We start from the raw sequence: 26,202 nt of genomic DNA on the forward strand, positions 1-26,202 counted from the left end.
ACCCCATGACGTCTTCGAAGCGAGACCGCGCCCAGGCCCTGCCGCAGGACCTCCAGGAAGAGCTGCGCCGCCGACTGGCCGGCCGTGCCGCCAAGGCCGCCGCCCGCCGGGGCATACCGCGCGCCGACCGCACCCGGCCGCTGCCGCTGTCCTTCGCCCAGCAGCGGCTGTGGTTCCTGGACCGGCTGCGGCCCGGCGACCCCCGCTACAACAGCGCCGTCGCCCTCCGCCTCACCGGCGCCCTCGACCACGACGCCCTGACCGCCGCGCTGGAGCTGGTGGCGGCCCGGCACGAGGCGCTGCGCACCACGTTCGACGAGGCCGACGGCAGACCCGTGCAGACCGTCCGCCCGGCCGGACCGCTCCCGCTGCCGGTCCGCGACCTCCCCGCGCCCGGCGACGCGACCGCCCTCGACGCCGCCCTGACCGCCGAGTACGAGCGCCCCTTCGACCTGCGCACCGGGCCCCTGCTGCGCGCCCTGCTGCTGCGCGAGTCGGACCGGGCGCACGTCCTGCTGCTGACCGCCCATCACATCGTCACCGACGGGTGGTCGATGGGCGTGCTCCTGGAGGAGCTGTGCACCGCCTACGACGCCCTGGCACAGGGCGCCGAGCCCGCGCTCGCGCCGGTGGCGACGCAGTACCCGGACTTCGCCGTCTGGCAGCGAGAGCAGCTCTCCGGCGACCGGCTGGAGCGCGAGATCGCCCACTGGAAGGAGCGGCTGGCGGGTGCGGTGGCGCCCGAGCTGCCGCTGGACCGGCCGCGTGGCGGTGAGGAGTCCGGCGCGGGCGCGGTGCACGCCTTCAGCGTCCCCGCCGCCACCACGGCCCGCCTGAAGCACCTCGCGGCCGAGCGGCACACCACCCTGTTCGCCGCCCTCGTCGCCGCCTCCCAGGCCCTGCTGGCCCGCTGGTCGGGCCAGGACGACATCACCGTCGGCTCGCTCACCCCGGGCCGCGGCCGGACCGACCTCGAACGCGCCGTCGGCTTCTTCGTCAACACCGTCGTGCTGCGCACCCGCGTGGACACCGCCGGCTCCTTCCGCGACCTGCTCGACGCCGCGGGCGACACCGTCAACGACGCCTTCGCGCACGGCGACACGCCGTTCGAGCGGCTCGTGGAGGCCGTCGGCGCGAGCCGCGAGGCCGGCCGCAACCCCCTGTTCGACGTGATGGTCCTGCTGCACCCGGCGCCCCCGGCCGCCCCCGACCCGCGGGGCCTGGCCACCGCCCCGGTCGCCGTGCCCCGCCGGGCCGCCACCTTCGACCTGAGCGTCGAGTTCGTCCCGGACGGCGAGGGCCTCACCGGCCTGCTGGAGTACCGCACCGACCTGTTCGACGCGGACACGGCCGCCCGCATGGCCGACCAGCTGCTGCGCCTGCTGGACGCCGCCGCGACGGAACCGGACCGGCCGCTGGGCGCGCTGCCCCTGCTGTCGCCGCGGCAGCTGGAGCAGGTGACGCGCGACTGGAACGCCACCGACCTGCCCGTCCCCGACGGGACCGTGCCCGAGCTGTTCGCCCGCCGGGCCGCCCGCACCCCGGGGGCCACCGCCCTGGTCGCCGGGGACGACCGCCTGGACTACGCCACGCTCGACGCCCGCGCCGACCGCCTCGCCCGGCGTCTCGCCGCGCAGGGCGCCGGCCCCGAGCGGCTGGTCGCGCTGCGACTGCCGCGCACCGCCGACATGATCGTGGCGATCCTCGCCGTGTGGAAGGCGGGCGCCGGCTACCTCCCGCTCGACCCCGCGCTGCCCGAGGAGCGCGTCCGGTTCCTGCTCGCCGACGCCCGGCCCGCCCTCGTCCTGGACGAGACCGCGCTGCGCGAGGCGACCGCCGCCCCCGCGACCGGCGCGGGCCCGCTCGCGCCGCCCGACCCCGACACCACCGCCTACGTCATCTACACCTCCGGCTCCACCGGCCGCCCCAAGGGCGTCGCCGTGACGCACCGGGCCGCGGCGAACCTGCTGGCCGGCCACCGCGCCGGGTTCGTCGCCGAGGCGGGCGGCGGGCCGCTGCGGGTGGCGCTGACGGCGTCGTTCTCCTTCGACACCTCGCTGGAGGGCGTGCTGCTGATGGCCGACGGCCACCCGCTGCACCTGGTCGACGAGACGACCCGGCTGGACGCCGCCGCCCTCGTCGAGTACGTCGTGGAGCACCGCGTCGACTTCCTCGACCTCACCCCGACGTATCTGCGCCAGCTGCTGCCCGCCGGGCTGCTCACCGACCCGCGCCACCGGCCCCGGGTCCTGATGCTCGGCGGCGAGGCCGTGGGACCGGGGCTGTGGCGGGAACTGGCCGCGCTGCCGGACGTGGCCGCCTACAACTTCTACGGCCCCACCGAGTGCACGGTCGACGCGCTGGCGTGCCGGATCGAGGGCGACGGCCGGCCGAGCGTGGGCCGGCCGCTGGCCAACGTCCGCGCCTACGTCCTGGACGACCGGCTGCGGCCCGTGCCGCCCGGAGTCGGCGGCGAGCTCTACCTCGCGGGCGCGCAGCTGGCCCGCGGCTACGCGGGCCGGCCCGGCCCGACCGCCGCCCGCTTCCTCGCCGACCCGTTCGGCCCGCCCGGCTCCCGCATGTACCGCACCGGCGACCTGGCCCGCTGGAGCGCCGACGGCCGGCTCGACTACCTCGGCCGCGTCGACGACCAGGTCAAGGTGCGCGGCCACCGCATCGAGCCCGGCGAGGTGGAGGCGGTGCTGACCGACCTGCCGGAGGTCGCCGCCGCCGCGGTCGTCGCGGTCGCCGACCCGCACGGCCACACCCGCCTGGCCGCCCACCTCGTACCCGCCCCGGGCGCAGGGCGCCTGGACGTGGGCGCGGTCCGGGCGGCCTGCCGGCGGGTGCTGCCCGACCACATGACTCCGTCGTCGTTCACCGTGCTCGACGCCCTGCCGATGACCGTCAGCGGCAAGGTCGACCGGCGTGCCCTGCCCGCGCCCGACTTCGGGGGCGGCGAGCGGGACCGGGAGTTCGTCGCCCCGCGCACCCCGCAGGAGGAGGCCCTCGCGGGCATCTGGGCGGACGTGCTGGGCGTGCCCCGGGTCGGCGTCACCGACAACTTCTTCGAGCTGGGCGGCGACTCGATCCTGAGCATCCAGGCCGTCTCCCGCGCCCGCGCGGCCGGCCTCCGCCTGACCTCGCGGGACGTCTTCCGCCACCAGACCGTCGCCGACCTCGCCGCCGCCGCTTCCGGCCGCACCGCGGACGTCCCCGCGCCGAGCCTGCCGCGCGCCCAGGGGCCCGTCCCGCTGACGCCGATCCAGGAGTGGTTCTTCGCCGCGCACGGCCCGCTGCGCCACTTCTCCATGTCGATGCTGCTCGACCTGCCCCACGACCTCGACGAGCCGGCGCTGGAGCGCGCCCTGGAGGCCCTGCCCGTCCGCCATCCCGCGCTGCGCACCCGTTACGTCCGCACCGGGGACGCCTGGGAGCAGCACCCCGGCGACGGACCCGCCACCGGCCTGCTCACCCGCCACGACCTCGCCCGCGCCGGCGACGCCCAGGCCGCCCGCGAGCAGGCCGCCGAGGCCGCCCGCGCCGCCCTCGACCCGGCCACCGGCGCCCTGTTCCGCGCCGCCCTGCTCCAGCCCCCGCCCGGCGAACGCCCGCAACTCTTCGTCGCCGCCCACCACTTGGCTGTGGACAGCGTCTCCTGGCGCATCCTCCTCGCCGACCTCGAACAGGCCTACCGGCAGGCCGCCCAGGGCGAACCCGTCCGGCTGGACCCGGTCCCCGCCCCGTTCGCCGACTGGGCCGCGCACCTCTCCCGGCGGGTACGGGCCGGCGAGCTGGACGCCGACCTGCCGTACTGGACGCGTGAGGCCGCCGAGCCCCGCATCCCGCTGCCGGTCGACCGCCCCGGCGTCCCGCTCGCCGGATCGGTGCGCACCGTCCGCACCCGCGTCGACCGCGCCACCACCGAGGCCCTGCTGCGCCGGGTCCCCGCCGCCTACCGCACACAGGTCAACGACGTGCTGCTCAGCGCGCTCGGCCGGGTCCTCGCCGACTGGGCCGGGACCGACCGCGTGACCGTCGCCCTGGAGGGCCACGGCCGCGAGGACGAGGCGCTCGACCTGTCCCGCACGGTGGGCTGGTTCACCAGCCAGTACCCCGTCACCCTCGCCCCGGCCGGGCCGGCCGGCGCGCCCGACTGGGGCGCCACCCTCAAGGCGGTCAAGGAGCGGCTGCGCGCGGTGCCCCGGCACGGCCTGAGCCACGAGGCCCTGGCCCGCCTCGGCTCGCCCGACCCGGCCGCCCGCGCCCTGCGCGACCTCCCGCTGCCGCAGGTGTCCTTCAACTACCACGGCCAGTGGGAGGCCGGCGAGGGACACGACTTCGCCCCGGCGGGCGCCGTCCCCGGCCGCGACATCGCCGCCGACGAACCGCTGGACCACCTGCTCGACGTCTCCGCCGTCGTCGCGGGCGGCGAGCTGGAGATCACCTGGCACTACAGCGACACCGTCCACGACGACGGCACCGTGCGCACCCTCGCCGACGGCATGACCCGCGCGCTCGCCGCGATCGCCGAGCACTGCGCCCGCCCCGGCGCCGGCGGACGCACCCCCTCCGACTTCCCGCTGGCCCGCCTCGACCAGGCCGCCGTCGACCGGCTCGTCGGCGACGGACGGGACGTGGAGGACGTCCTGCCGCTGACGCCGCTCCAGGAGGGCATGCTGTTCCACCGGCTGGTCGGCGGCCCCGACGACGTCTACGTCGACCAGGCCGCGCTGCTGCTCGACGGCGTCGCCGACCCGCACGCCCTCGCCGCGGCCTGGCAGCGGGTCGCCGACCGCACGCCCGCCCTGCGGACCTGCGTGGTGTGGGAGGACGTGCCCGCGCCGCTGCAGATCGTGCGCCGGGAGGTCCGCGTCCCCGTCACCCACCTGGACTGGCGCGACCTCGGCGAACAGGAGCGCGCCGAACGGTTCGACCGGCTGCGCGCGCAGGACCTCGCCCGCGGCATCGACCTCGCCGCCGCGCCGCTGACGCGGCTGACACTGGTCCGGCTGCCCGACGCGCGGCTGCACCTGCTGTGGACCTCCCACCATCTGATCCTGGACGGCTGGAGCCTGGCCCAGGTGCTGACCGAGGTGTTCGAGGAGTACGCCGCGCTCACCGCCGGCGCCGAGCCCCGCCCGCCCGTGCGGCGGCCCTTCGGCGACTACGTGCGCTGGCTGGCCGACCAGGACGCCGACGCGGCCCGCGCCCACTGGCGCGACGTCCTCGCCGGCTTCGCCGAGCCCACCCCGCTGCCCGTCGACCGCCCGCTGCGCGAGGCGCACCGGGCCCGCTCGGCGGACGTCCATGTCGCCGGGCTGGGCGAGGAGGCGTCGGCGCGGCTCGCGCGCACCGCACGCGACGCCGGGCTCACCCTCAACACGGTCGTGCAGGGCGCGTGGGCGCTGCTGCTGTCCCGCTACGCCGCCGAACCCGACGTGGTCTTCGGCGCCACCGTCTCCGGCCGCCCCGACGACCTGCCCGGCGTCGAGTCGATGGTGGGCATGTTCATCAACACCGTGCCCACCCGGGTCCGCGTGGACGCCCGGCGCACGGCCGCCGAGTGGCTGCGCGAACTCCAGGACGCGCAGGCCGAGTCCAGACGGTTCGCCGCCGTGTCGCTGGCGGAGCTGACGCAGCTGACCGACGTGCCCTCCGGCAGCCCGCTCTTCCACAGCATGGTCGCCTTCGAGAACTACCCCTTCGACGAGGCCCGCGCGGCCGGCTCCGGGATCCGCCTGACGGAGGTGGCCTCCCGCGACGCCACCAACTACCCGCTCGTGCTGCGCGCCTACCACGGCGAACGCCTCGGCTTCGACCTCGCCTACGACCCCGCCCTGTTCGACGCCGGCACCGTCCGCGCGCTCGCCGGCCGGCTCTGCCTGCTGCTCACCGAGATCGCCGACCACCCCGGCCGGCCCTTGCGCGCCCTCGCCTGGACGACCGCCGAGGAACGGCGGCGGATGCTCGCCGACTGGAACGGCACCCAGGAGGGCCGCCCCGACGAGACCCTCGTCGACCTGTTCGAGGCGCAGGCCGCCCGCACCCCCGACGCGATCGCCGTCACCTGCGACGCCGACCGCCTCGACTACGCCACGCTCGACGCCCGCGCCGGCCGGCTCGCCCACCGCCTCGCCGAACTCGGGGCCGCCCCCGAGCGATTCGTCGCCCTGGCCCTGCCCCGCTCCACCGACCAGGTCGTCGCGATCCTCGCGGTCCTGAAGACGGGCGCGGCCTATCTGCCCGTCGACCCCAACTCACCGGCCGAACGCGTCGCCCACCTGCTCGCCGACGCCGCCCCCGTGACGCTGGTGACCACCACCGGCACGGCCGCGCTCGCCGACGGCACCGACGTGCCGGTGCTGCTCCTGGACGACCCCGGCGTCCGCGCCGACCTCGACCGGCGCCCGGCCGGCGGCCCCGGACCGGCCCGCCGCCCGCTGCCGGAGAGCCCCGCCTACGCCATCTACACCTCCGGCTCCACCGGCCGCCCCAAGGGCGTGGTGATCCCGCACGCCAACGTGGTGCGGCTGTTCACCCGCACCGCCCCCTGGTTCGGCTTCGGCGCGGACGACGTGTGGACGCTGTTCCACTCCTACGCCTTCGACTTCTCGGTGTGGGAGCTGTGGGGCCCGCTGCTGCACGGCGGCCGGCTCGTCGTCGTCCCCGACGAGACCGCCCGCTCCCCGGAGGACTTCCTGCGCCTGCTGGCCGACGAACGGGTCACGGTCCTCAACCAGACGCCGTCCGCCTTCTACCCGCTGATCCGCGCGGACGCCGAACACCCCGAGGTCGGCGCCCGGCTGGCGCTGCGCACGGTCGTCTTCGGCGGCGAGGCACTCGACGTCGGCCGCCTCGCCGACTGGTGGGCCCGCCACCCCGACACCGCGCCGCGGCTGGTCAACATGTACGGCATCACCGAGACCACCGTGCACGTCACCCACGCCCCCCTGGACGCCGCCACCGCGCGCACCGGCCCGGCCAGCCCCATCGGCGTGGCCATCCCCGACCTGCGCGTGTACGTCCTCGACGCCGGACTGGCCCCCGTGCCGCCCGGCGCGGTCGGCGAGCTGTACGTCGCCGGGGAGGGCCTGGCCCGCGGCTACCTGGGCCGCCCCGGCCTGACCGCCTCCCGCTTCCTCGCCGACCCCTTCGGGCGGCCCGGCAGCCGGATGTACCGCACCGGCGACCGGGCCAGGTGGCGCGCCGACGGCACCCTGGAGTACCTGGGCCGCGCCGACGCCCAGGCCAAGATCCGCGGCTACCGCATCGAGCCCGGCGAGATCGAGGCCGCCCTGCACACCCACCCCGGCGTCGCCGAGGCCGCCGTCGGCGTGTTCGAGGACGCGTCCGGCACCCGCCGGCTCGTGGCCCACGTCGTCGGCCCCGGCGGCGACGCGGCGCCCGCAGCGGCCGAGCTGCGTGCCCACCTGGAGCGGCTGCTGCCCGCCCACATGGTGCCCGCCGCCTATGTGCCGATGCCCGCGCTGCCGCTCACCGTCAACGGCAAGCTCGACCGGCGCGCCCTGCCCGCGCCCGGCCCGGACGGCTACGCCGCCGGCGCCGACCGCACCCCGCCGCGCACGCCCGCCGAACGGCTGGTCGCCGCCGCCTGGGCCGACGTGCTCGGCGCGGGCGAGGTGAGCGCCGGGGACGACTTCTTCGCCCTCGGCGGCGACTCCATCCTCGCCGTCCGCGTCACCGCCCGGCTGCGCGCCGCCTTCGGCCCCGACGTCTCCCCGCGGCTGCTGTTCACCCACCCCACCGTGTCCGCCCTGGCCGCCGTGCTCGGCGAACCCGCGGCGGACGGGACAGCCGTGTCCGCCGACGCCATCCCCGCCACCGCGCCGCGGACCCCGGCCCCGCTGTCGTACGCCCAGCAACGCCTGTGGTTCCTCGACCGGTTCGAGCCGGGCAGCACCGAGTACACCACCCTGTCCGTGCTCCGCCTGCGCGGCCCGCTGGACGAACCGGCGCTGCGCGCCGCGCTGGACGGACTGGTCGCCCGGCACGAGGCGCTGCGCACCACCTTCACCGAACAGGACGGCCAGGCACGGCAGCTGGTGCACCCGCCGCACCCGGTCGGCCTGCCCGTGGACGACCTCACCGCGGCCCCCGACCCGGGCGCCGCCCTCGACGCGGTGCTGGAACGCGAGGCCGGCACGCCCTTCGACCTGGCCGCCGGACCGCTCCTGCGCGCCCGGCTGGCCCGGTTCTCCGCCGACGAGCACGCGCTGCTCCTCGCCGTCCACCACATCGTCACCGACGGCTGGTCGCTCGGCGTCCTCGGCCGCGACCTGGGCGAGCTGTACGCGGCGGCGCACGAGGGCCGCCCACCCCAGCTCCCGCCGCTGCCCGTGCGGTACGCCGACCACGCCGCCTGGCAGCGCTCCCGCGCCGACCACGTCGAGAAGCAACTCGCCTACTGGCGCACCGCGCTGGACGGCGTGCCCCCGCTGGAACTGCCCACCGACCGGCCGCGTCCCGCCGTACGCGGCCGGGAGGGCGCGCTGCACACCTTCACCCTGCCCGCAGCACTTGCCGACCGGCTCCGCGCCCGCGGCCGGGAGGCCGACGCGACCCTCTACATGACCCTGCTGAGCGCCTGCACGGTGCTGCTCTCCCGCTGGGCGGACCAGGAGGACGTCGCCGTCGGCACCGTCACCGCCGGCCGCGACCGGCCCGAACTGCACGACGTGGTCGGCATGTTCGTGAACACCGTGGTCCTGCGCAACCGGGTGCGCCCCGGCATGTCCTTCCGGGACCTGCTGGAGCGCACGCGCACCACGGTGCTGGAGGCGTTCGCGCACCAGGACGTGCCCTTCGAGCGGCTGGTCGACGCCCTCCAGCCCGAGCGCGACACCAGCCGCACCCCGCTGTTCCAGGTCATGGTCGCCCTGCACAACCTGGGCGTCCGGGCCCCGGAGCTGCCCGGACTGGACGTCGAGCCGGTGACGCCGCCCGTGCGCAACGCGACCTTCGACCTCGCCTTCGACTTCGTGGAGGACGACGGCGGCCTCACCGGTCATCTGGAGTACAACACCGGCCTGTTCGACGAGGCCACCGTCCGCCGGCTGGCCGCCCGGCTGCGGCTGCTGCTGGAGGCGGCGGCCGAGGACCCGGACCGCGACTGCCGGGCGCTGGAGCTGATGACCGCCGCCGAGCGCCGCCAGGTGCTGCACGACTGGCAGGGCCCGCGTCTCACCGTCGAGAACACCACGTTCCCGGCGCTCTTCGAGGCGCAGGCCGCCCGCACCCCGCACCTCACCGCCCTGGCCGCCCGTGACGCCACCCTCACCTACGCCGCCCTCAACGAGCGCGCCAACCGGCTCGCCCACCACCTCATCGCCCTGGGCGTGGCCCCCGAGCACGTCGTCGCCGTACGGCTGCCCCGCACCAGCGACCTGCTGGTGACGCTGTTCGCCGTCGCCAAGGCGGGCGGCGTCCTGCTCAGCCTCGACCCCGACCTGCCCGCGGAGCGCGCCGCCCACCTCCTCGCGGACGCCGCCCCGCACACCGTGGTCACCGAGGACACCCTGCGCGACACGCCCTGGGACCGGCTTCCCGCCCACGACCCGACCGACCGCGACCGGCGGGCCCCGCTGCGCCCGGACCACGCCGCGTACATCGTCTACACCTCCGGTTCCACCGGCCGCCCCAAGGGCGTCGTGGTCGAGCACCGCCAGCTGGTCAACCTCTGCCACGACCACCGAGAAGGGCTCGTCGCCCCGCACACCGCCGACGGGCGGCGGCTGCGCGCCGCGCTCAGCGCCTCCTTCTCCTTCGACACGTCCTGGGAGGGGCCGCTGCTGCTCGCCCTCGGGCAGGAGGTCCACCTCGTCGACGAGGACGTGCGCCTGGACCCGGAGGCGTTCTGCGCCCAGGTCGCCGGCCACGCCCTGGACCTCGTCAACGTCACCCCGTCGTTCCTGCGCGAACTCACCGCCGCCGGACTGCTCGCCCCCGGCCGCCACCACCCGCGCGTCCTGCTCGTCGGCGGCGAGGCCATCGGCGCCGACGCCTGGCGGGAGCTGTGCGCCGCGGCCGGCCTCGGCGTCACCGCGTACAACATGTACGGGCCCACCGAGTGCACCGTCGACGCCGCCTACGGGCGCTGCGCCGAACGGCCCGACCGCCCGGTCGTCGGCCGCCCCGGCCGCAACCTGCGCGCCTACGTCCTCGACGGCGCGCTGCGGCCGGTGCCGCCCGGCGTGCCCGGCGAGCTGTACCTGGCCGGCGCGCAGGTGGCCCGCGGCTACCTGGGCCGCCCCGGCCTGACCGCCGCGCGTTTCCTCGCCGACCCGTTCGGCGCGCCGGGGGAGCGGATGTACCGCACCGGCGACCGCGCCCGCTGGGACGACCGGGGCCTGCTGGAGTTCCTCGGCCGCACCGACGAACAGATCAAGATCCGCGGCTTCCGCATCGAGCCCGGCGAGGTGGAAGCCGCGCTGCTCGCCCTCCCCGAGGTCGCCGACGCCGTGGTGGCCGCGCGGGAACACGCCGGCCGCCCGATGCTCGTGGCCCACCTCGTGCCCGCCGGCGACCGCACCCCGTCCCACGACGCCCTGCGGCTCGCGCTGCGGCGCACCCTGCCCGACCACATGGTCCCGGCGGCGTTCGTCCCGCTGGAGCGGATCCCGCGCACCAGCACCGGCAAGACCGACCGGCGCGCCCTGCCCGCCCCGCCCGCGCAGCCCGACCCCACCACGGCCTACGTCGCCCCCCGGCCCGGCGCGGAGGAGACCCTGGCCGGCATCTGGGCGGACGTACTGCGCGTCGAACGCGTCGGCGCGCGCGACAACTTCTTCGCCCTGGGCGGCGACTCCATCCTCAGCATCCAGATCGTCTCCCGGGCCCGCCAGGCCGGGCTGGCGCTGACCACCAAGGACGTCTTCCGGCACCAGACCGTCGCCGAACTCGCCCTGCGCGTCACCGCGACCGGCCCCGCCCGCGCCACGGACCAGGCCCCGCCCGCCGAGGCCCCGCTCACGCCGATCCAGCACTGGTACCTCGACGGCCGCCGCGAGGGCGACCCGATGCGCTTCACCATGACCCAGCGCCTCGAACTCGCCCCCGACGCCGACCCGTCGGCCCTGCGCACCGCCGTGGACGCCCTCGTGCGCCACCACCCCGCCCTGCGCACCCGCTTCCGCCGCACCGGCGACGGCTGGCGCCAGGAGGTCCTGCCCGAGGCCCCGGACGGCATCCTCACCCACCACGACGTGCGCGGCCTGCACGGACCCGAGCTGGAGGCGGAGGCGGCGCGGGCGGCCGACGCGGCACGCGCCGGCCTCGACCCGGCCGAGGGACGGGTGCTGCGCGTCCTGCTCCTCGACCGCGGCCCCGACGAGCCGCCGCAACTCCTCGTCACCGCCCACCACCTGGTCGTGGACGGCGTCTCCTGGCGCATCCTGCTCGCCGACCTGGAGACCGCCCACCGCGCCGCCGCGGCCGGGCTCCCCGTCGAGCTGCCCCCGGCCACCAGCGCGTACGGCCACTGGGCGCAGCGCCTGGAACGGCACACCCGCTCCGGATGCCTCGACCACGACCTCGACCACTGGCGGCGCACCGCCGCCGCACCCGCGGACCTGCCCGCCGGACGGCCCGGGCCCAACACCCACGGCACGGCCGCCACCCTCACCGTGCGGCTGGAGCCGGAGACCACCGAGGCCCTGCTGCGCCGCGTCCCCGACGTCTACCGCACGCAGGTGAACGACGTCCTGCTCAGCGCCCTCGGCCGCACCCTGGCCCGCTGGTGCGGGCGCGACACCGTGCTCGTCGGCGTCGAGGGACACGGCCGCGAGGACCTCTTCGACGACCTGGACCTGTCCCGGACCGTCGGCTGGTTCACCGCCGAGTTCCCGCTCGCCCTGCGCGTCGCCCCCGACGCCGGCTGGCACGACACCCTGCGCTCGGTCAAGGAACAGCTGCGCGCGGTGCCGCTGCACGGGCTGAGCCACGGCGCGCTGCGCCACCTCCTGCCCGACAGCCCCCTCGCCGAAGGCCCGGCCCCGCGGGTCGGCTTCAACTACCACGGCCAGTGGGACGCGGGCGCCGGCGCGACGGGCCTCTTCGGAGCCGCCCTGCCCCCGGCCGGTTCCGACACCGATCCCGGCGAGACGCGCCCCTACCTGCTGGACGTCACCGGCGTCGTCCAGGACGGCCGGCTCGAACTGGGGTGGACCTACCCCCCGGCCGTGTACGACGAGGCCACGGTCCGCCGGCTGGCCGAGGAGATGTGCGCGGCCCTGCGCGACATCGCCGCCCACTGCGCCCGGCCGGACGCGGGCGGACGCACCCCGTCCGACTTCCCGCTCGCCGGGCTCGGCCAGGCCGACCTCGACCGGCTGGTGGGCGACGGCCGGGGCGTGGCGGACGTGCTGCCGCTGACGCCGTTGCAGGCCGGGATGCTCTTCCACGGCCTGGTGGACACGGCGGGCGCCTACTTCGACCGGACGGCCGTGCGGCTGTCCGGCGTGGCCGACCCGGAGGCGTTCGCCGCCGCCTGGCAGCAGGTCGCCGACCGCACGGAGGCCCTGCGCACCAGCGTGCACTGGCAGGGGCTGCCGCACCCCGTCCAGGTCGTCCACGAGCGGGTGGAACTGCCCGTCACCCACCTGGACTGGCGGCGCCTGACGCCCCGGGAGCGGGAGCGGGCGACCGAGGAGCTGCTCGCCGCCGACCGCGCGGCCGGCATGGACCTCACCGCCGCCCCGCTCACCCGCGTCGCCCTCGCCGCGCTCCCCGGCGACGAGGTCCTGCTGCTGTGGTCCTCCCACCATCTGATCCTGGACGGCTGGAGCACCGGCCAACTGCTCACCGAGGTCTGTGAGCGCTACGCAGCCCTCACCGGCGGACCCGAGGCGCCCGCTCCGGTGCGGCGGCCCTTCGCGGACTTCCTGCGCTGGCTGCACGACCAGGACGAGCACGCCGCCGAGGCCCACTGGGCCGACGCCCTCGCCGGCTTCGCCGCCCGCACCCCGCTGCCGTACGACCGCACGCCCGCCGAGGCGCACCGCTCCCGCGCCTCCGCCGTCGTGCGCCGGCAACTGGACGAGCGGGTCTCGGCCCGGCTGCGGGAGGCGGCGGCAAGGGCCGGGCTCACGGTGAACACCGTGGTCGAGGGCGCGTGGGCGCTGTTCCTGGCCCGGCACGGCGGACGCGACGACGTCGTGTTCGGCACGACCGTCTCCGGGCGGCCCGCCGAACTGCCGGGCGTCGACACCATGATCGGCATGTTCATCAACACCGTGCCCACCCGTGTCCGGGTGACCGGCGGGGGAGCGGTCTCCTGGCTGCGCGGGGTGCAGGAACGCGGCAGCGACGCCCGCCGGTACGACTTCCTCGCGCTGCCCCGCATCCAGGCGCTGAGCGAAGTCCCCGCCGGTGAGGCCCTGTTCGACAGCATGGTCGTCTTCGAGAACTACCCCGTGGACGAGTCCGCCACGGCCAGGACCGGCGTGCGCGTCGAGGACGTGCGCGCCGACGACGCGCCCACCTTCCCGCTGTGCCTGCGCGCCTACCTCGGCGACCGGCTCGGCCTCGATCTCGCCTACGACGCCGACCTGTTCGACCGGGACACCGCCGAACGGGCCGCGGCCCGGCTGACCACCCTGCTCACCGCCCTCGCCGACGCCCTCGACACCGACGCGGACGTCACCGGCCTGGAACCGCTCACGGAGGCCGACCGCGCCCTGCTCGCGCAGTGGAACGCCACCGCCCGCCGGCAGGCCCCGCTCAGCCCCGTCGACCTCTTCGCCGAGCAGGCCCGCCGCACCCCCGACGCCCCCGCCCTGCGCGACGGCGACACCGAACTGACCTACCGTCGACTCGACGCCTGGTCGGACGCCGTGGCCTCACGGCTGCTCGCGGACGGACTGCGGCCCGAGGACCGGGTGGCGCTGCCGATGGACCGCTGCGCCGAACTCGTCGTCGCCCAGCTCGCCGTCCTCAAGGCGGGCGGCGCGTACGTGCCCGTGGACGCCCGCGCCCCCGAGGAACGCCGCCGGGCCCTGATCGCGCGGGCCGGAGCCACGGCCGAGCTGACCGCCGACGGCGTCGCCGCCGCCCGCACCCCCGTGCCGGACGCCCCCGCCCCCGTGCCGGGCGACCCCGACCGGCTGGCGTACGTGATGTTCACCTCCGGCTCCACCGGCGAGCCCAAGGCCGTCGCCGTACGCCACCGGGACGTCGCCTCCCTCGCCACCGACGGCCGCTTCGCCGACGGCGTGTGCGGGCGGGTGCTGCTGCACTCGCCGGTCGCGTTCGACGCGGCGACCTTCGAGGTGTGGGCGCCGCTGCTCACCGGCGGCTGCGTCGTCGTCGCGCCCGGACGGCCCCTGGACGCCGCGCTGCTGCGGAGGCTGGTGGCCGAGGAGGAGCTGACCGCGCTGTGGCTGACCGCCGGGCTGTTCCGGCTGCTGGCCCAGGACGCGCCGGACGGCTTCGCCGGGCTGCGGCAGGTGTGGACCGGCGGCGACGTCGTGCCCGCCGCGGCCGTGCGCCGGGTCCTCGCCGCCTGCCCCGGCCTGACCGTGGTGGACGGCTACGGCCCCACCGAGACCACCACCTTCGCCACCTCCTTCCCGCTCGCCGACGCCGCCGCCGTGCCCGACACCGTGCCCATCGGCCGCCCCCTCGACGACATGCGGGTCCACGTCCTCGACGCCCGGCTCCGGCCCGTTCCCCCGGGCTGCGCGGGCGAGCTGTACCTCGCCGGCGAGGGCGTGGCGCGCGGCTACCTCGGCCGCCCCGGCGACACCGCCGCCCGCTTCCTCGCCGACCCCGCGGGCCCGCCCGGCGCGCGCATGTACCGCACCGGCGACCTCGCCCGCCGCCGCCCCGACGGCACGGTCGAGTTCCTGGGCCGCGCCGACGACCAGGTGAAGATCCGCGGCTTCCGCGTCGAACCCGGCGAGGTCGAGGCCGCCCTCGCCGCCCACCCCGGCGTCGCCGACGTGGCCGTGCTGGCCCGCGCCGACGGCCCCGGCGGCCGGCGCCTGGTCGCCTACGTGGTCGGCCCCGACGACCTCACCGAGGTGCGGGAGTCCGCCCGGCGCACACTGCCCGACTACCTCGTCCCCTCCGCCTTCGTCGCCCTCCCGGCGCTGCCGCTCAGCCGCAACGGCAAGGTCGACCGGGCGGCCCTGCCCGCACCGGAGCCGGCCGCCCCGGGCGGCACGCCGGCCGAGCCGCGCACCGACGCCGAGCGGCGCACCGCCGAGATCTTCGCCGACGTCCTCGGCGTGGACCGGCCCGGCGTGGAGGACGACTTCTTCCAACTGGGCGGCGACTCCATCCTCAGCATCCGCCTGGCCACCCGCCTCGCCGAGGCGTTCGCCGCCGAGCTGTCGCCCCGCGAGGTCTTCACCCACCCCACGCCCGCCGCCCTCGCCGCCCTCCTCACCGGACAGGAACACCGGGGCGACGCGCCGGCCGCGATCGTCCCCGTGCCCCGGGACACGCCCGCGCCGATGTCGTACGCCCAGCAACGCCTCTGGTTCCTGGAGGAGTTCGCGCCGAACAGCGGCGAGTACGTCACCGCGCTGGCCCTGCGGCTGCGCGGCGCGCTCGACGTGGCCGCCCTCACCGCCGCCCTCGGCGGCCTCGCCGAACGGCACGAGGCGCTGCGCACCACCTTCGACACGGTCGACGGCCGGGGCGTGCAGATCGTCCACCCGCCGTCCGGCGTGCCGCTGCCGCTGCACGACCTGTCCCCCCTGGCGGACGAGGCCCGCGCGGCCCGCCTGGACGCCCTGCTGGCCGCCGAACGCGCCCGCGCCTTCGACCTGCGGCGCGGCCCGCTCCTGCACGCCGGGCTGATCCGGCTCGCCGACGACGAGCACGTGCTGACCCTGACCCTGCACCACATCGTCACCGACGGCTGGTCGACCGGCGTCCTCACCGGCGACCTCGCCCACTTCTACCGCGTCGAACTGGGCGTGGAGAAGGAGAAGTTGCCGCCCCTGCGGGTGCAGTACGCCGACTACGCCCACTGGCAGCGCGCCCACGGCACGGACGAGCAGCTCGCCCACTGGAAGGAGCACCTCGCGGGCCTTCAGACGCTGGACCTGCCCACCGACCGGCCGCGCCCGCCCGTGCGCACCCACGACGGCGCCTCCGTGCGGTTCACCCTGCCCGGCCGCACGGCCCGCCGCCTCGCCCAGGTCGGCCGCGACCGGCAGGCCACCCTCTTCACCACCCTGGTCGCCGCCGCCCAGGCCTATCTGGCCCGGCTGACCGGCGGCCGGGACATCGCCGTCGGCACGGTCACCTCCGGCCGCGACCGCGCCGAGACGCAGGGCCTCGTCGGGTTCTTCGTCAACACCCTCGTGCTGCGCTCCCGGGTCGAACCGGACCGGCCGTTCCCCGAGTTCCTCGCCGACGTGCGCGGCACCGTCCTGGACGCCTTCGCCCACCAGGAGGCCCCGTTCGAGCGGGTGGTGGACGAGGTGCAGCCGGTCCGCGACACCAGCCGCACCCCCCTCTTCCAGGTCATGGTCGTCCTGCAGAACGCCCCCGCGGCCGGCCTCGACCTGCCGGGCGTCGAGGTCGCCGACGTCGACACCGAACTGCGGCACGCGGCGTTCGACCTCACCTTCGAGTTCGCCGAGGCCGCCGACGGCGCCCTGGACGGCGTGGTCACCTACAACACCGACCTGTTCGAGGCGGCCACCGCCGCCCGCATGGCCGACCAGCTCACCACCCTGCTGACCGCCGTCGCCGAGGACCCCGACCGGCCGGTGGGCGCCCTGCCGCTCGCCACCGACGCGACCCTGCGGGCCGTCCTCGACCTCGGACGCGGCACGGCCCCCGAGGCGGCCCCCGCGACCCTGCCCGAGCTGTTCGAACGACAGGCCGCCCGCACCCCCGACGCGGTCGCCGTGTCCGACGCCGGCGGCCGGGAGCTGACGTACGCGGACGTGGAGTGCGCCGCCAACCGGCTCGCGCACCGGCTCATCGCCCAGGGGGTCGGCCCCGAGGACATCGTGGCGCTGGCCCTGCCCCGCGGCGCCGCAACGGTCGTCGCCCAGCTCGCGGTGGCCAAGGCCGGCGGGGCCTTCCTGCCCGTCGACCCCGACTACCCCGAACAGCGCCGCGAGTTCATGCTCCGCGACGCGGGCGCCCGGCTGGTCCTGGCCGACCCCGCCGCCGTATGGGAGGCGGACGGCCAGGACACCGCCCCCACGGACGCCGACCGCCTCGCGCCGCTGACCGTCGCCCACCCGGCGTACACCATCTACACCTCCGGCTCCACCGGCGCCCCCAAGGGCGTCGTGGTCACCCACACGGGCCTCGCCGCCTTCGCCTCGGCAGCCGCCGCGCGCTACGACGCGGGCCCCGGCGACCGGGTCCTCCAGTTCGCCTCGCCCAGCTTCGACGCCTCGGTGCTGGAGCTGTGCGTGTCCCTGCTCACCGGCGCCACCCTGGTCACCGGCGAGGAAGGGCCGCTGGTCGGGGAGCGGCTCGCCCAGGTCCTCGCCGAACGGCGTATCAGCCACACCCTGATCCCGCCGGCCGCCCTGGCCACGGTCGCCCCCGAGACCGCCGCCGCCCTTCCCCACCTGCGCACCCTCATCGTCGGCGCCGAGGCCTGCCCGGCCCACCTGGTCGACCGGTGGGCCCCGGGACGCCGGATGATCAACTCGTACGGCCCCACCGAGGCCACCGTCGTCGCCACCTGGACCGGCCCCCTCGCCCCCGGACAGGGGGCCCCGCCCATCGGCGGCCCGGCCGGCGCCACCCGCGTCCACGTCCTCGACGCCGCCCTGCGCCCCGTCCCGCCCGGCGTCACCGGCGAGCTGTACGTCGCCGGACCCGGACTGGCCCGCGGCTACCTGGGCCGGCCCGGCCTCACCGCGGCCCGCTTCGTCGCCGACCCCTTCGGCGCACCCGGCGAGCGGATGTACCGCACCGGCGACCTCGCCCGCTGGGACGCGGAGGGCCGGCTGCGCTTCGCCGGACGCGCCGACGACCAGGTCAAGCTGCGCGGCTTCCGCATCGAACCCGGGGAGATCGAGAACGCCCTGCGCGGCCACCCGCGGGTGCGGGACGCGGTCGTCGTCGTACGCGGCGGCGACGGCTCCGGCTCCGCGCGGCTCGTGGCCTACGTCGTGCCCGCCGCCCCCGATCAGGCGCCCGCCTCCGAGCTGCGCGACCACCTGGCCGGGCTGCTCCCGCCGCACATGGTGCCCTCCGCGTTCGTCCCGCTGGAGCGGCTGCCGCTCACCCCGAACGGCAAGACCGACCGGCGCGCCCTGCCCGAACCCGGCGCCGCGCACACGGCCGCCGGACCGCGCACCGCCCCGCGCACCGACACCGAGAAGCGCATCGCCCGCATCTGGGCCGACGTCCTCGGCGTGCCCGAGGTCGGCGCGCACGACAACTTCTTCCACCTCGGCGGCGACTCGATCCTGAGCATGCAGGTCGTCTCCCGGCTGCGGCGCGACGGACTGCACCTGGCCACCCGCGACCTGTTCACCCACCAGACGGTGGCCGAGCTGGCCGCCGTCGTCGCCGCGGCGCCCGAGCCGTCCGGGGACCACGGGCCGGTGAGCGGCGAGGTCCCGCTCACCCCCATCCAGGACTGGTTCCTGACCGCGCCGCGCGCCAGCCACGCGCACTTCAACCAGTCCCTGCTGGTCGAACTGCACGCCACCCCGGACGCCGCCGCCCTGGAGACCGCCCTCGCCGCCCTGCTGGACCACCACGACGCCCTGCGCATGCGCTTCACCCGCGACGGGGACGGCTGGCGGCAGTTCAACCCGCCGCCCTCCGACACCGGCCCCGCGCAGCTGCTCCTCCGCCACGACCTCGGCGGACTGACGCCCGCAGAGGCCGACGCGGCGATGGAGAAGGCCGCCGACGACCTGCACACCGGCTTCGACCTGGCGCGCGGCCCGCTGCTGCGGGCGGCCCTGTTCGACGGCGGCGCCGACCGGCCCGCCTTCCTCCTCCTGGTCGCCCACCACCTCGTCGTGGACGCCGTCTCCTGGCGCATCCTGCGCGACGACCTGGAGGCCGCCTACCGCCAGGCCCTGCGGGGCGGCCCGGTCGCCCTCGGCGAGCGCACCACCTCCTTCCGCGACTGGGCCCGAGGCCTCGCCGCGCATGTCGCCTCCGGCGCCCTCGACCACGAACTGCCCTACTGGGAACGGGCGGTGGCCGCCGACCCGCTCCCGGCCCCACCCGCCACCGGACCCGAGGCCGGCCGCGTGGAGGTGCTCGGCGTCGCACTGGACGAGGCGGACACCGAGGCCCTGCTGCGCGCCGCGCCGACCGCCTACCGCACCCGCGTCAACGACGTGCTGCTCGCCGCCCTCGCCCTGGCCCTCGCCCGCTGGACCGGACGCGAGGAGATCCGACTGGACCTGGAGGGACACGGTCGCGAGGACGTCCTCGACGACGTGGACCTCTCCCGCACCGTCGGCTGGTTCACCACCGTCCACCCGGTCGCCCTGCGCGTGTCCGAACCGGGGGAACCGCTCCCCGGCCGGGACTGGCGGACCCTGGTGAAGTCGGTGCGCCGCCAGCTGCGCGCCGTCCCCGGCGGCGGCCTCGGCTTCGGCGCCCTGCGCACCTACGGCCCGCCCGAGGTGCGCGAGCGGCTCGGACGGGCGGCCCACGGCCAGGTCGTCTTCAACTACCTCGGCCAGTGGGACGCCCGTCCGGAAACGCCCGGTGACGGACTCGTCCGCGCCGAGCACGGCTCCTTCGGCCGGGACCACGACCCGCGCGACAGCGGATCGCACCCGCTGGAGGTGGTCGGCGCGGTCCAGGCCGGACGGCTGTCCTTCACCTGGCACCACCGGCCCGCCCTGCACGACACCGACACCGTCCGCCGCGTCGCCGAGGACTTCGCCGAGGCGCTGCGCCACATCGCCCGGCACGCCCGGGACAGCCGGTGACGCCCCGCCCCGCGGTCCGCGGGCCGCCCAGGGACCGCCCGCCACCGCACCGACCCGCACGAGTGAACCCGACCCAGCAGAAAGCGAGATCCGGACCCATGGACGAGAACACCCGCTACCAGGTGCTGCGCAACGACGAGGAGCAGTACTCGCTGTGGCCCGTCGACGTCGAGGTGCCCGCCGGCTGGCAGCCGGTCGGCAAGGAGGGCACCGAGGCCGAGTGCTCCGCCTACGTCGACGAGGTCTGGACCGACATGCGCCCGCGCAGCCTGCGCGAGCGGATGGAGAACGCCGGGGCCTGACCCCGGCGCGCACGCCCGCAGGGACGGCCGGGGCGCGGCCAGCCGCCGCACCCCGGCCACCCGGCGCCCTCACACCCGAGCCCACCGGCCCCCCACCTCTCCCGGTCCCCCCACGCTCTCCCGGCCCTCCCCAAGGCCACCCGCGCTACCCGAAACACCGGCGTCCGAGGAGACCGTCATGACACCCGTCCTGCACACCGAACGACTGGAATTCCGGCCCTACCGACCCGAGGACGAGGACGCCTTCGTGGGGCTCCTGCGCGACGAGGAGGTCTGCCGCTGGATGGGCCAGGAACGCGTGCCCGAGGCCGACATCCGCACGATCTTCCGCGCGATCCTCACCGTCGTCTATCCCGAGCGCAGGTTCGACGTGTGGGGCCTGTGGTCCAAGGGCGTCTACGTCGGCCACGCGGAGATCAAGAAGACCGGCAACGTCGACGGGCACGAACTGGTGACCGCCCTGCTCCCGGAGTACTGGGGCAAGGGCCTGGGCACCGAGGTGGTCCGCGGACTCCTCCGGCACGCCTCCGAGAACCTGGGGCTGACGGAGGTCTACGGGATGGTGGGCGCCGGGAACACCGCCAGCCTCGCCATGAGCCGCCGGCTGGGCTTCCGGCACCTGCGCGACGTGGTCGGCGACGACGGCTCGGTGACGAAGATGCTGGTGCTCTCCCTCGCCGACGCGGACCTCGCGGCAGCCCCCGCCCCCGACCACGCCGCCACTTCCGCCCCCGACCTCGCAGCCGCCGCCCCCGACGCCGACTGACGGTGTTCCGGCCGGGCGGCCCGGTCAGGCGCCCGGGCCGGGGTCGGGTCCCGCGGGGGACGCGACCCCGGCGCGCGCCGCCTCCAGCTGGGCGGCGAACGCGATGCCGAGGAACAGGGCCACGGCGGTGAGATAGGCCCACAGCAGCAGCGCCACGAACGCGGTCAGCGGGCCGTACAGATCACCGAACGCCCCGCTCCGCTCGACGTACAGCGACAGCAGCCACGTCGCCGCCACCCACAGCAGCAGATGGACGCCGGATCCGAAGGCGAGCCAGGTGTACCCGGGCTGGTCGCGGCGCGGCGACCAGCGGAAGATCACCGCCGAGGCGACCCAGGCCAGCGCGAGCCCCAGGGGCACCTCCAGCACGTGCCACCAGCCCGGTCCGCCGCCCTCGCGCCCGGCGGTGCGCGCCACCGCGTCGCCGACCGCGTCCCCGGCTACCAGGACCATGAACCCGAGCGCCAGCGGCAGGCCCGCAGCGAACGCCAGGACCATCGCGCGGCCGTACTTGCGCGGGAAGGGGCGGTCGCGCTCGATGCCGTAGATGCGGTTGGCGCCGCGCTCGATCTGGCCCATCGCCGAGGCCAGGTTGAGCACGGCGAAGGCCAGGCCCAGCCACAGGGCGACCGTGCCCCACAGGCCGTGGTTCCCGCCGGACCCGCCGTCGAGGGCGTCCGCCACGACGTCGGCGCTCGCCCCCGGCACGATCCGGGCCAGCGTCAGCTCGATCGTCCGGCCCACGCTCTCGGTGTGCGCGGACGTCGCCAGGCCCACCAGCGCGATGGTGAACGGCACCAGCCCCAGCACCACCTGGAAGGCGAGCGCCCGCGCGTTGGTGAAGCCGTCCGCGTACCGGAACCGCACGAAGGCGTCGGTCAGCAGCCGCAGCCCGCCGTAGTGGCGCAGCGCGGCGAACGCCTCGTCGCCGGAGAGTTCTTCTCCGATCATGTCCCTGGTCTGCGGGACGTGGACGGCGGTTCCCATGGCGCGGACACGCTCCTCGGCAGTACGGCAGTCGCTGCGTTCGTCCCGTTCCCTCTGCCCCGCGGGCGGGGAAGGAACCACCCCGGCCACCCGGTCGGGTCAGCAGGGACTGCGCCAGACCCCCAGGTCCGGCTTCTTGCGCATCGACGACAGGCCCAGCTCGCGCGCCATCGGGCAGAACCGTGCCGTCGGCTCGGCGTACTCCACGTGGAAGACCGCCTTGCCCGCCGCGACGAACGGTCCGAGCCGCCCGCACTCGTCGTACTGGGCGCACTCCTCGTTGACCGCGAAGTCGAAGTCGTCCAGCAGCTCCGGGATCTGCGCGAGGTCGTTCTTCAGGCCCACGGCGAGGCCGCGCTCGTGCGCGATGTCCGCGATCATGCGGTTGTAGCGGAGCTGGTCGCGGGCGGTCAGCGGGAAGCCGGTGTCATTGGCGTAGCCCTCGACGAGGTCCGGTTCCACCGCGTCGAAGCCCTTGTCCCGGCACATGTCGAAGCGGCGCTCCATCAGCGGCCGCAGCACCGACACCCGGCGGATGTCCAGCCAGCGCTCGCCGCGCCAGCCGTTGGGCCGGCCCAGCAGAGCCCGGGGGAAGTCGTCCCGGTCGGGGCGGAAGTCCTCCCAGGCGCCGACGTTGACGTAGCAGATGACCTTGCGGCCGTCGCGGTGCAGCCGGGCGACGTCGGCCGCGCCGTTCTCGAAGCCGTCGATGTCGTACACCGGGACGTCCACCGACGGGTCGACCCTGCCGTCGAGCTGCCACTGCCAGGCGAGCCCCGGCCGGGGCCGCCACACCGCGCCGTCCGCGCCACCGGAACCGCCCGGACCACCGGCCCCTTCCGACCCGCCGGAGCAGGAGACCAGCGCGGCGAGCAGGACCGGCACCACCGCCCGCGCCAGTCGCCTCATCGGTCCGCCTCCGTCAGCGCCGGCGTCAGCCGGGACCACGGGTTGGGCGGTTCCCCCGTCACCGGGCCGCACACCGCGGCGCCCCGCTCCCGCGCGGTGCGCACGGCGAGCGGCACCAGCGGCCCCGGCACCCCGTACACCAGATGGCACAGCCGTTCGGGCGACTGCCGCACCGCCCACGAGGGGCGGCTGAACGCCGACACGTACGTCGACCAGTGCCCCTCGAACGTGACCGTCAGATCGGCCAGCCGGACGTAACCCGGCGCCGGGTGCACGCCCGGGTTGAGCACGACGGTCGACGCGCCGAGCCGGCGCAGCGACCGCACCAGCCTGCGGCACGCCGGCAGCCCGTCCGGCGCGGCCGTCACCCGGTCCAGGAAGCAGCCGTCGGCCCCGTACCACTCCTGGTGCCGGCGCAGATCCGCGGCGGCCGCCGCCGGATCGCGCGCCCCGTAGTCGGTGTCGACGTAGCCGAGCAGCCGGGCGCCCGCCGACCGCAGCGCCCCGGCCGCGGCGACGAACGCCGGATCGGGGCCGTCGCCGGGACCGTTCGCGGGGTTGAGGACGACGGCGTAGGCGCGGTCGGCGCAGGTGATGAGCCGGTGCCAGGCGGCCGGGTCCTCGGCGGGATGGACGTACAGCGGAATCAGCAGGTTCACGGCGCCGGGGCCCCTCCGGCCGCCCACAGCGCCGCGAGCGACGCCTCCAGCGAGTGGACCGGCCGCCAGCCGAGGGCCTCGCGGGCGGCGGCGACGTCGGAGCACTGCCACGACACCCGCGCGGACCGCGCCGAGCCGCCCCCGCCCTCCTCCACGATCCGCCCCCGGAAACCGGCCACGTCCGCCAGCGTACGCACCAGCGCGCGCACCGGCACCGCCTCGCCGCCGCCGATGTTCAGCACCGGCGGCAGCGGCCCGGGCACGGTGGCCGCCAACCGCACCGCCCCCGCCACGTCCCGCACGTCGACGAAGTCCCGGTGCGCGGACAGGTCGCCCAGCCGCAGCCGGGCCTCCGGGTCCGGGCCGGCGTCCCGCAGCAGGGCGGCGACCCGGCCCGGCAGCCCCGTGGGCGGGGCCCCCGGACCCACCGGGTTCCCCACCCTCAGCACCACGGCGTCCAGCCCCGACGCCGTCACCGCGACCGTGCCCGCCAGCTTGGTCGCCCCGTACGGGCCGACCGGGCAGGTCGCCGCCGACTCCGTCACCCGGCTGCCGGGCTCGCCCGGCCCGTACTCGGCGGCCGACCCCAGATGCACCAGACGCGCTCCGGGCGCGGCCTCCAGCAGCGCCGCGCACAGTACGGCCGGCCCGCGGGCGTTGGCCTCCGCGAGGGTGACGGCGTCCCCGCCGGTCGCGCCCGCACAGTTGACGACCACGTCCGGCGCGGCCGACGCCAGTGCCTTCGCCACCGCGGGCATCCGGTCGGCGGCGAGGTCGACGGTGACGTCGGCGGTGGACGAGCGGCCCCCGGCGAGCACCAGCGCGCCCGGCAGGGCCCGCAGCAGCCCGGCGACATGAGCGCCCAGATAGCCGGTGGCGCCGAGAACGAGGATGCGCATGCGTGCTCAGGCTCCCTTGAGCAGAAGCGACTTGCGGCTGGTGAACTCCGCGTTGGCCCGGTCGTAGTCGTCGGGCCGGCCGATGTCCAGCCAGTAGCCGTCGAACTCGTAGGCGTGCGGCGGCCGTTCGGCGGCGAGCAGGTCCAGCACCAGCTCGTCGAAGCCCAGCGGCAGTCCCGGAGTGTACCCGTCCAGGGTCGAGCGGGAGACGCCGTAGACGCCCATGGACACCCGGTAGTCGATGCTCGGCTTCTCGGTGAACGCCACGACCCGGCTCGCGTCCGTCGTCAGCACCCCGAAGTCGATGTGCACCGTGCGCGCGTAGGTGGCGATGGTCAGCGGCGCGTCCGAGTCCTCGTGCCGGCGCAGCACGTCGGCGTAGTCGAGGTCGGTGAGCACGTCGCCGTTCATCACCAGGAAGGTCTCCGGCAGCCGGTCGCGCAGGTTCAGCAGCGGGCCCATGGTGCCCAGCGGGTTCTCCTCGGTGGCGTAGTCGACGGTGATGCCCCACTGCGAGCCGTCGCCGACGTAGGCGCGGATGATCTCGCCGAGGTGGCCGATGGCGAGGGTGCAGTGGGTGAAGCCGGCCGTGGACAGCTGGCGCAGCACGATCTCCAGGATGGCGTGCTGGTCGCCGATGGGCACGAGCGGCTTGGGCAGCGCGGTGGTGTACGGCCGAAGCCGCACGCCCTTTCCTCCGGCCAGGATCACTGCGTGCATGGGGATACCTCCTGCGTGGCGTGCCGGACGGGTCAGATGTTGTAGATGCCGGTCTTGTAGCGGGCCAGGTTGGCCGGGTCGGAGAAGAACTCCACGGTCCGCGCGAGGCCCTGCTCCAGCGTGTGGCGCGGCTGCCAGCCGGTCGCCGCGGCCAGTCGGCTCGCGTCGGCCACCAGCCGCATCACCTCGGAGTTCGCGGGCCGCAGCCGCTCTGGGTCCTCGCGCACGTCGAGCGGGGTGTCCATGACCTTGCCGATCAGCGCGACCAGGTCGCCGACGGAGATCTCGGTGCCGGTCCCGGAGTTGAAGGTGCGCCCCACCACCTTCTCCGCCGGTGCCGTGCCGACGGCGAGGAACGCCTGCGCGGTGTCCTTCACATAGCTGAAGTCCCGGGTGGGGCGCAGGTCGCCGAGGGTGAGGGTGCGCTGCCCGGCGGCGACCTGGCCGATGACGGTGGGGATCACCGCGCGCATCGACTGGCGCGGGCCGAAGGTGTTGAACGGCCGCAGCGTCACCACGGGCGTGCCGAAACTGGCGTGGTAGCTGTCGGCGAGCCGGTCCCCGCCCGCCTTCGAAGCAGCATACGGGGACTGGGTGTTGATCGGGTGGTCCTCGGTGATGGGCACGGTCTGCGCGGTGCCGTACGTCTCGCTGGTCGAGGTGTGCACGAGGCGCGGGGTGCCGAGGGCGCGCACGGCCTCCAGCACGTTGAGGGTGCCGGTGACGTTGGTGTCGACGTAACTGTGCGGCGCCCGGTAGGAGTAGGGGATCGCGATGAGCGCGGCCAGGTGGTAGGCGCAGTCGGCGCCCTCCAGCAGGCCGCGCACCGAGCCGGGGTCGCGCACGTCGCCGAGGACGATCTCGACGTGGTCCAGGACGTCGGCGGACAGGGTCTCCAGCCAGCCGAAGGAGGAGAACGAGTTGTACTGGGCCATGGCTCTGACACGGTGGCCGGAGGCGACGAGCGCCTCGGTGAGGTGCGAGCCGATGAAGCCCTCGGCTCCGGTGACGGCGGCGAGCGGTGCGGAGGTCAACTCCTGGGTCCTTTCG

General features: G+C 76.2%; 9 protein-coding genes. 3 read left to right on the plus strand and 6 right to left on the minus strand.

Features of this window, described 5'->3' with window-relative positions:
• Window positions 1–5 precede the first annotated feature (5 nt).
• The 3 genes from ABZY13_RS24115 (at window position 6) to ABZY13_RS24125 (ending at window position 20,978) form a co-directional block, all read left to right on the plus strand.
• A complete protein-coding gene (locus tag ABZY13_RS24115; protein ID WP_356634068.1) occupies window positions 6–19,910 on the plus strand; it encodes a non-ribosomal peptide synthase/polyketide synthase in 19,905 nt (6,634 codons plus the stop codon).
• Window positions 19,911–20,008: 98 nt separating this feature from the next.
• A complete protein-coding gene (locus ABZY13_RS24120) occupies window positions 20,009–20,212 on the plus strand; it encodes an MbtH family NRPS accessory protein (protein ID WP_301971175.1) in 204 nt (67 codons plus the stop codon).
• Window positions 20,213–20,390: 178 nt separating this feature from the next.
• Complete coding sequence (locus ABZY13_RS24125) at window positions 20,391–20,978, plus strand: GNAT family N-acetyltransferase (protein WP_356634071.1); 588 nt, start codon at window positions 20,391–20,393, stop codon at window positions 20,976–20,978.
• A 24-nt stretch (window positions 20,979–21,002) separates the two neighbouring features.
• On the opposite strand, the gene ABZY13_RS24130 is transcribed toward ABZY13_RS24125, so the two are convergent.
• The 6 genes from ABZY13_RS24130 to ABZY13_RS24155 all read right to left on the minus strand — a co-directional run bounded on the left by ABZY13_RS24130 (window position 21,003) and on the right by ABZY13_RS24155 (window position 26,186).
• A complete protein-coding gene (locus ABZY13_RS24130; RefSeq protein WP_356634073.1) occupies window positions 21,003–21,965 on the minus strand; it encodes a YihY/virulence factor BrkB family protein in 963 nt (320 codons plus the stop codon).
• A 99-nt stretch (window positions 21,966–22,064) separates the two neighbouring features.
• On the minus strand, window positions 22,065–22,874 hold the full coding sequence (locus ABZY13_RS24135) for an endo alpha-1,4 polygalactosaminidase (protein WP_356634075.1): 810 nt from the start codon (window positions 22,872–22,874) through the stop codon (window positions 22,065–22,067).
• Window positions 22,871–23,533: a spherulation-specific family 4 protein gene (locus tag ABZY13_RS24140; protein WP_356634077.1), complete on the minus strand. Its 663-nt coding sequence runs from the start codon at window positions 23,531–23,533 to the stop codon at window positions 22,871–22,873. The genes ABZY13_RS24135 and ABZY13_RS24140 overlap by 4 nt, the downstream gene beginning before the upstream one ends.
• Complete coding sequence (locus ABZY13_RS24145) at window positions 23,530–24,432, minus strand: NAD(P)-dependent oxidoreductase (RefSeq protein WP_356634079.1); 903 nt, start codon at window positions 24,430–24,432, stop codon at window positions 23,530–23,532. Before ABZY13_RS24145 ends, ABZY13_RS24140 begins: the two co-directional genes overlap by 4 nt.
• A gap of 6 nt (window positions 24,433–24,438) precedes the next feature.
• The gene (locus tag ABZY13_RS24150; RefSeq protein WP_356634081.1) at window positions 24,439–25,152 is read right to left on the minus strand and encodes a sugar phosphate nucleotidyltransferase; all 714 of its coding nucleotides are present in this window, start codon (window positions 25,150–25,152) and stop codon (window positions 24,439–24,441) included.
• A 32-nt stretch (window positions 25,153–25,184) separates the two neighbouring features.
• Window positions 25,185–26,186 carry a GDP-mannose 4,6-dehydratase gene (locus ABZY13_RS24155; RefSeq protein WP_356634083.1) on the minus strand — a complete coding sequence of 334 codons (1,002 nt, stop codon included), beginning with the start codon at window positions 26,184–26,186 and terminating at the stop codon, window positions 25,185–25,187.
• Between the last annotated feature and the right edge of the window lie 16 nt (window positions 26,187–26,202).

Origin of the sequence: Streptomyces sp. NPDC006610 (assembly GCF_040611575.1) — a bacterium.
Taxonomy (GTDB): Bacteria; Actinomycetota; Actinomycetes; order Streptomycetales; family Streptomycetaceae; genus Streptomyces.

Coding starts and splice junctions, on each gene's coding strand:
- ABZY13_RS24150 (WP_356634081.1), bottom strand. CDS start 25,152: ATGCACGCAGTGATCCTGGCCGGAGGAAAGGGCGTGCGGCTTCGGCCG.
- ABZY13_RS24120 (WP_301971175.1), top strand. CDS start 20,009: ATGGACGAGAACACCCGCTACCAGGTGCTGCGCAACGACGAGGAGCAG.
- ABZY13_RS24115 (WP_356634068.1), top strand. CDS start 6: ATGACGTCTTCGAAGCGAGACCGCGCCCAGGCCCTGCCGCAGGACCTC.
- ABZY13_RS24145 (WP_356634079.1), bottom strand. CDS start 24,432: ATGCGCATCCTCGTTCTCGGCGCCACCGGCTATCTGGGCGCTCATGTC.
- ABZY13_RS24130 (WP_356634073.1), bottom strand. CDS start 21,965: ATGGGAACCGCCGTCCACGTCCCGCAGACCAGGGACATGATCGGAGAA.
- ABZY13_RS24125 (WP_356634071.1), top strand. CDS start 20,391: ATGACACCCGTCCTGCACACCGAACGACTGGAATTCCGGCCCTACCGA.
- ABZY13_RS24135 (WP_356634075.1), bottom strand. CDS start 22,874: ATGAGGCGACTGGCGCGGGCGGTGGTGCCGGTCCTGCTCGCCGCGCTG.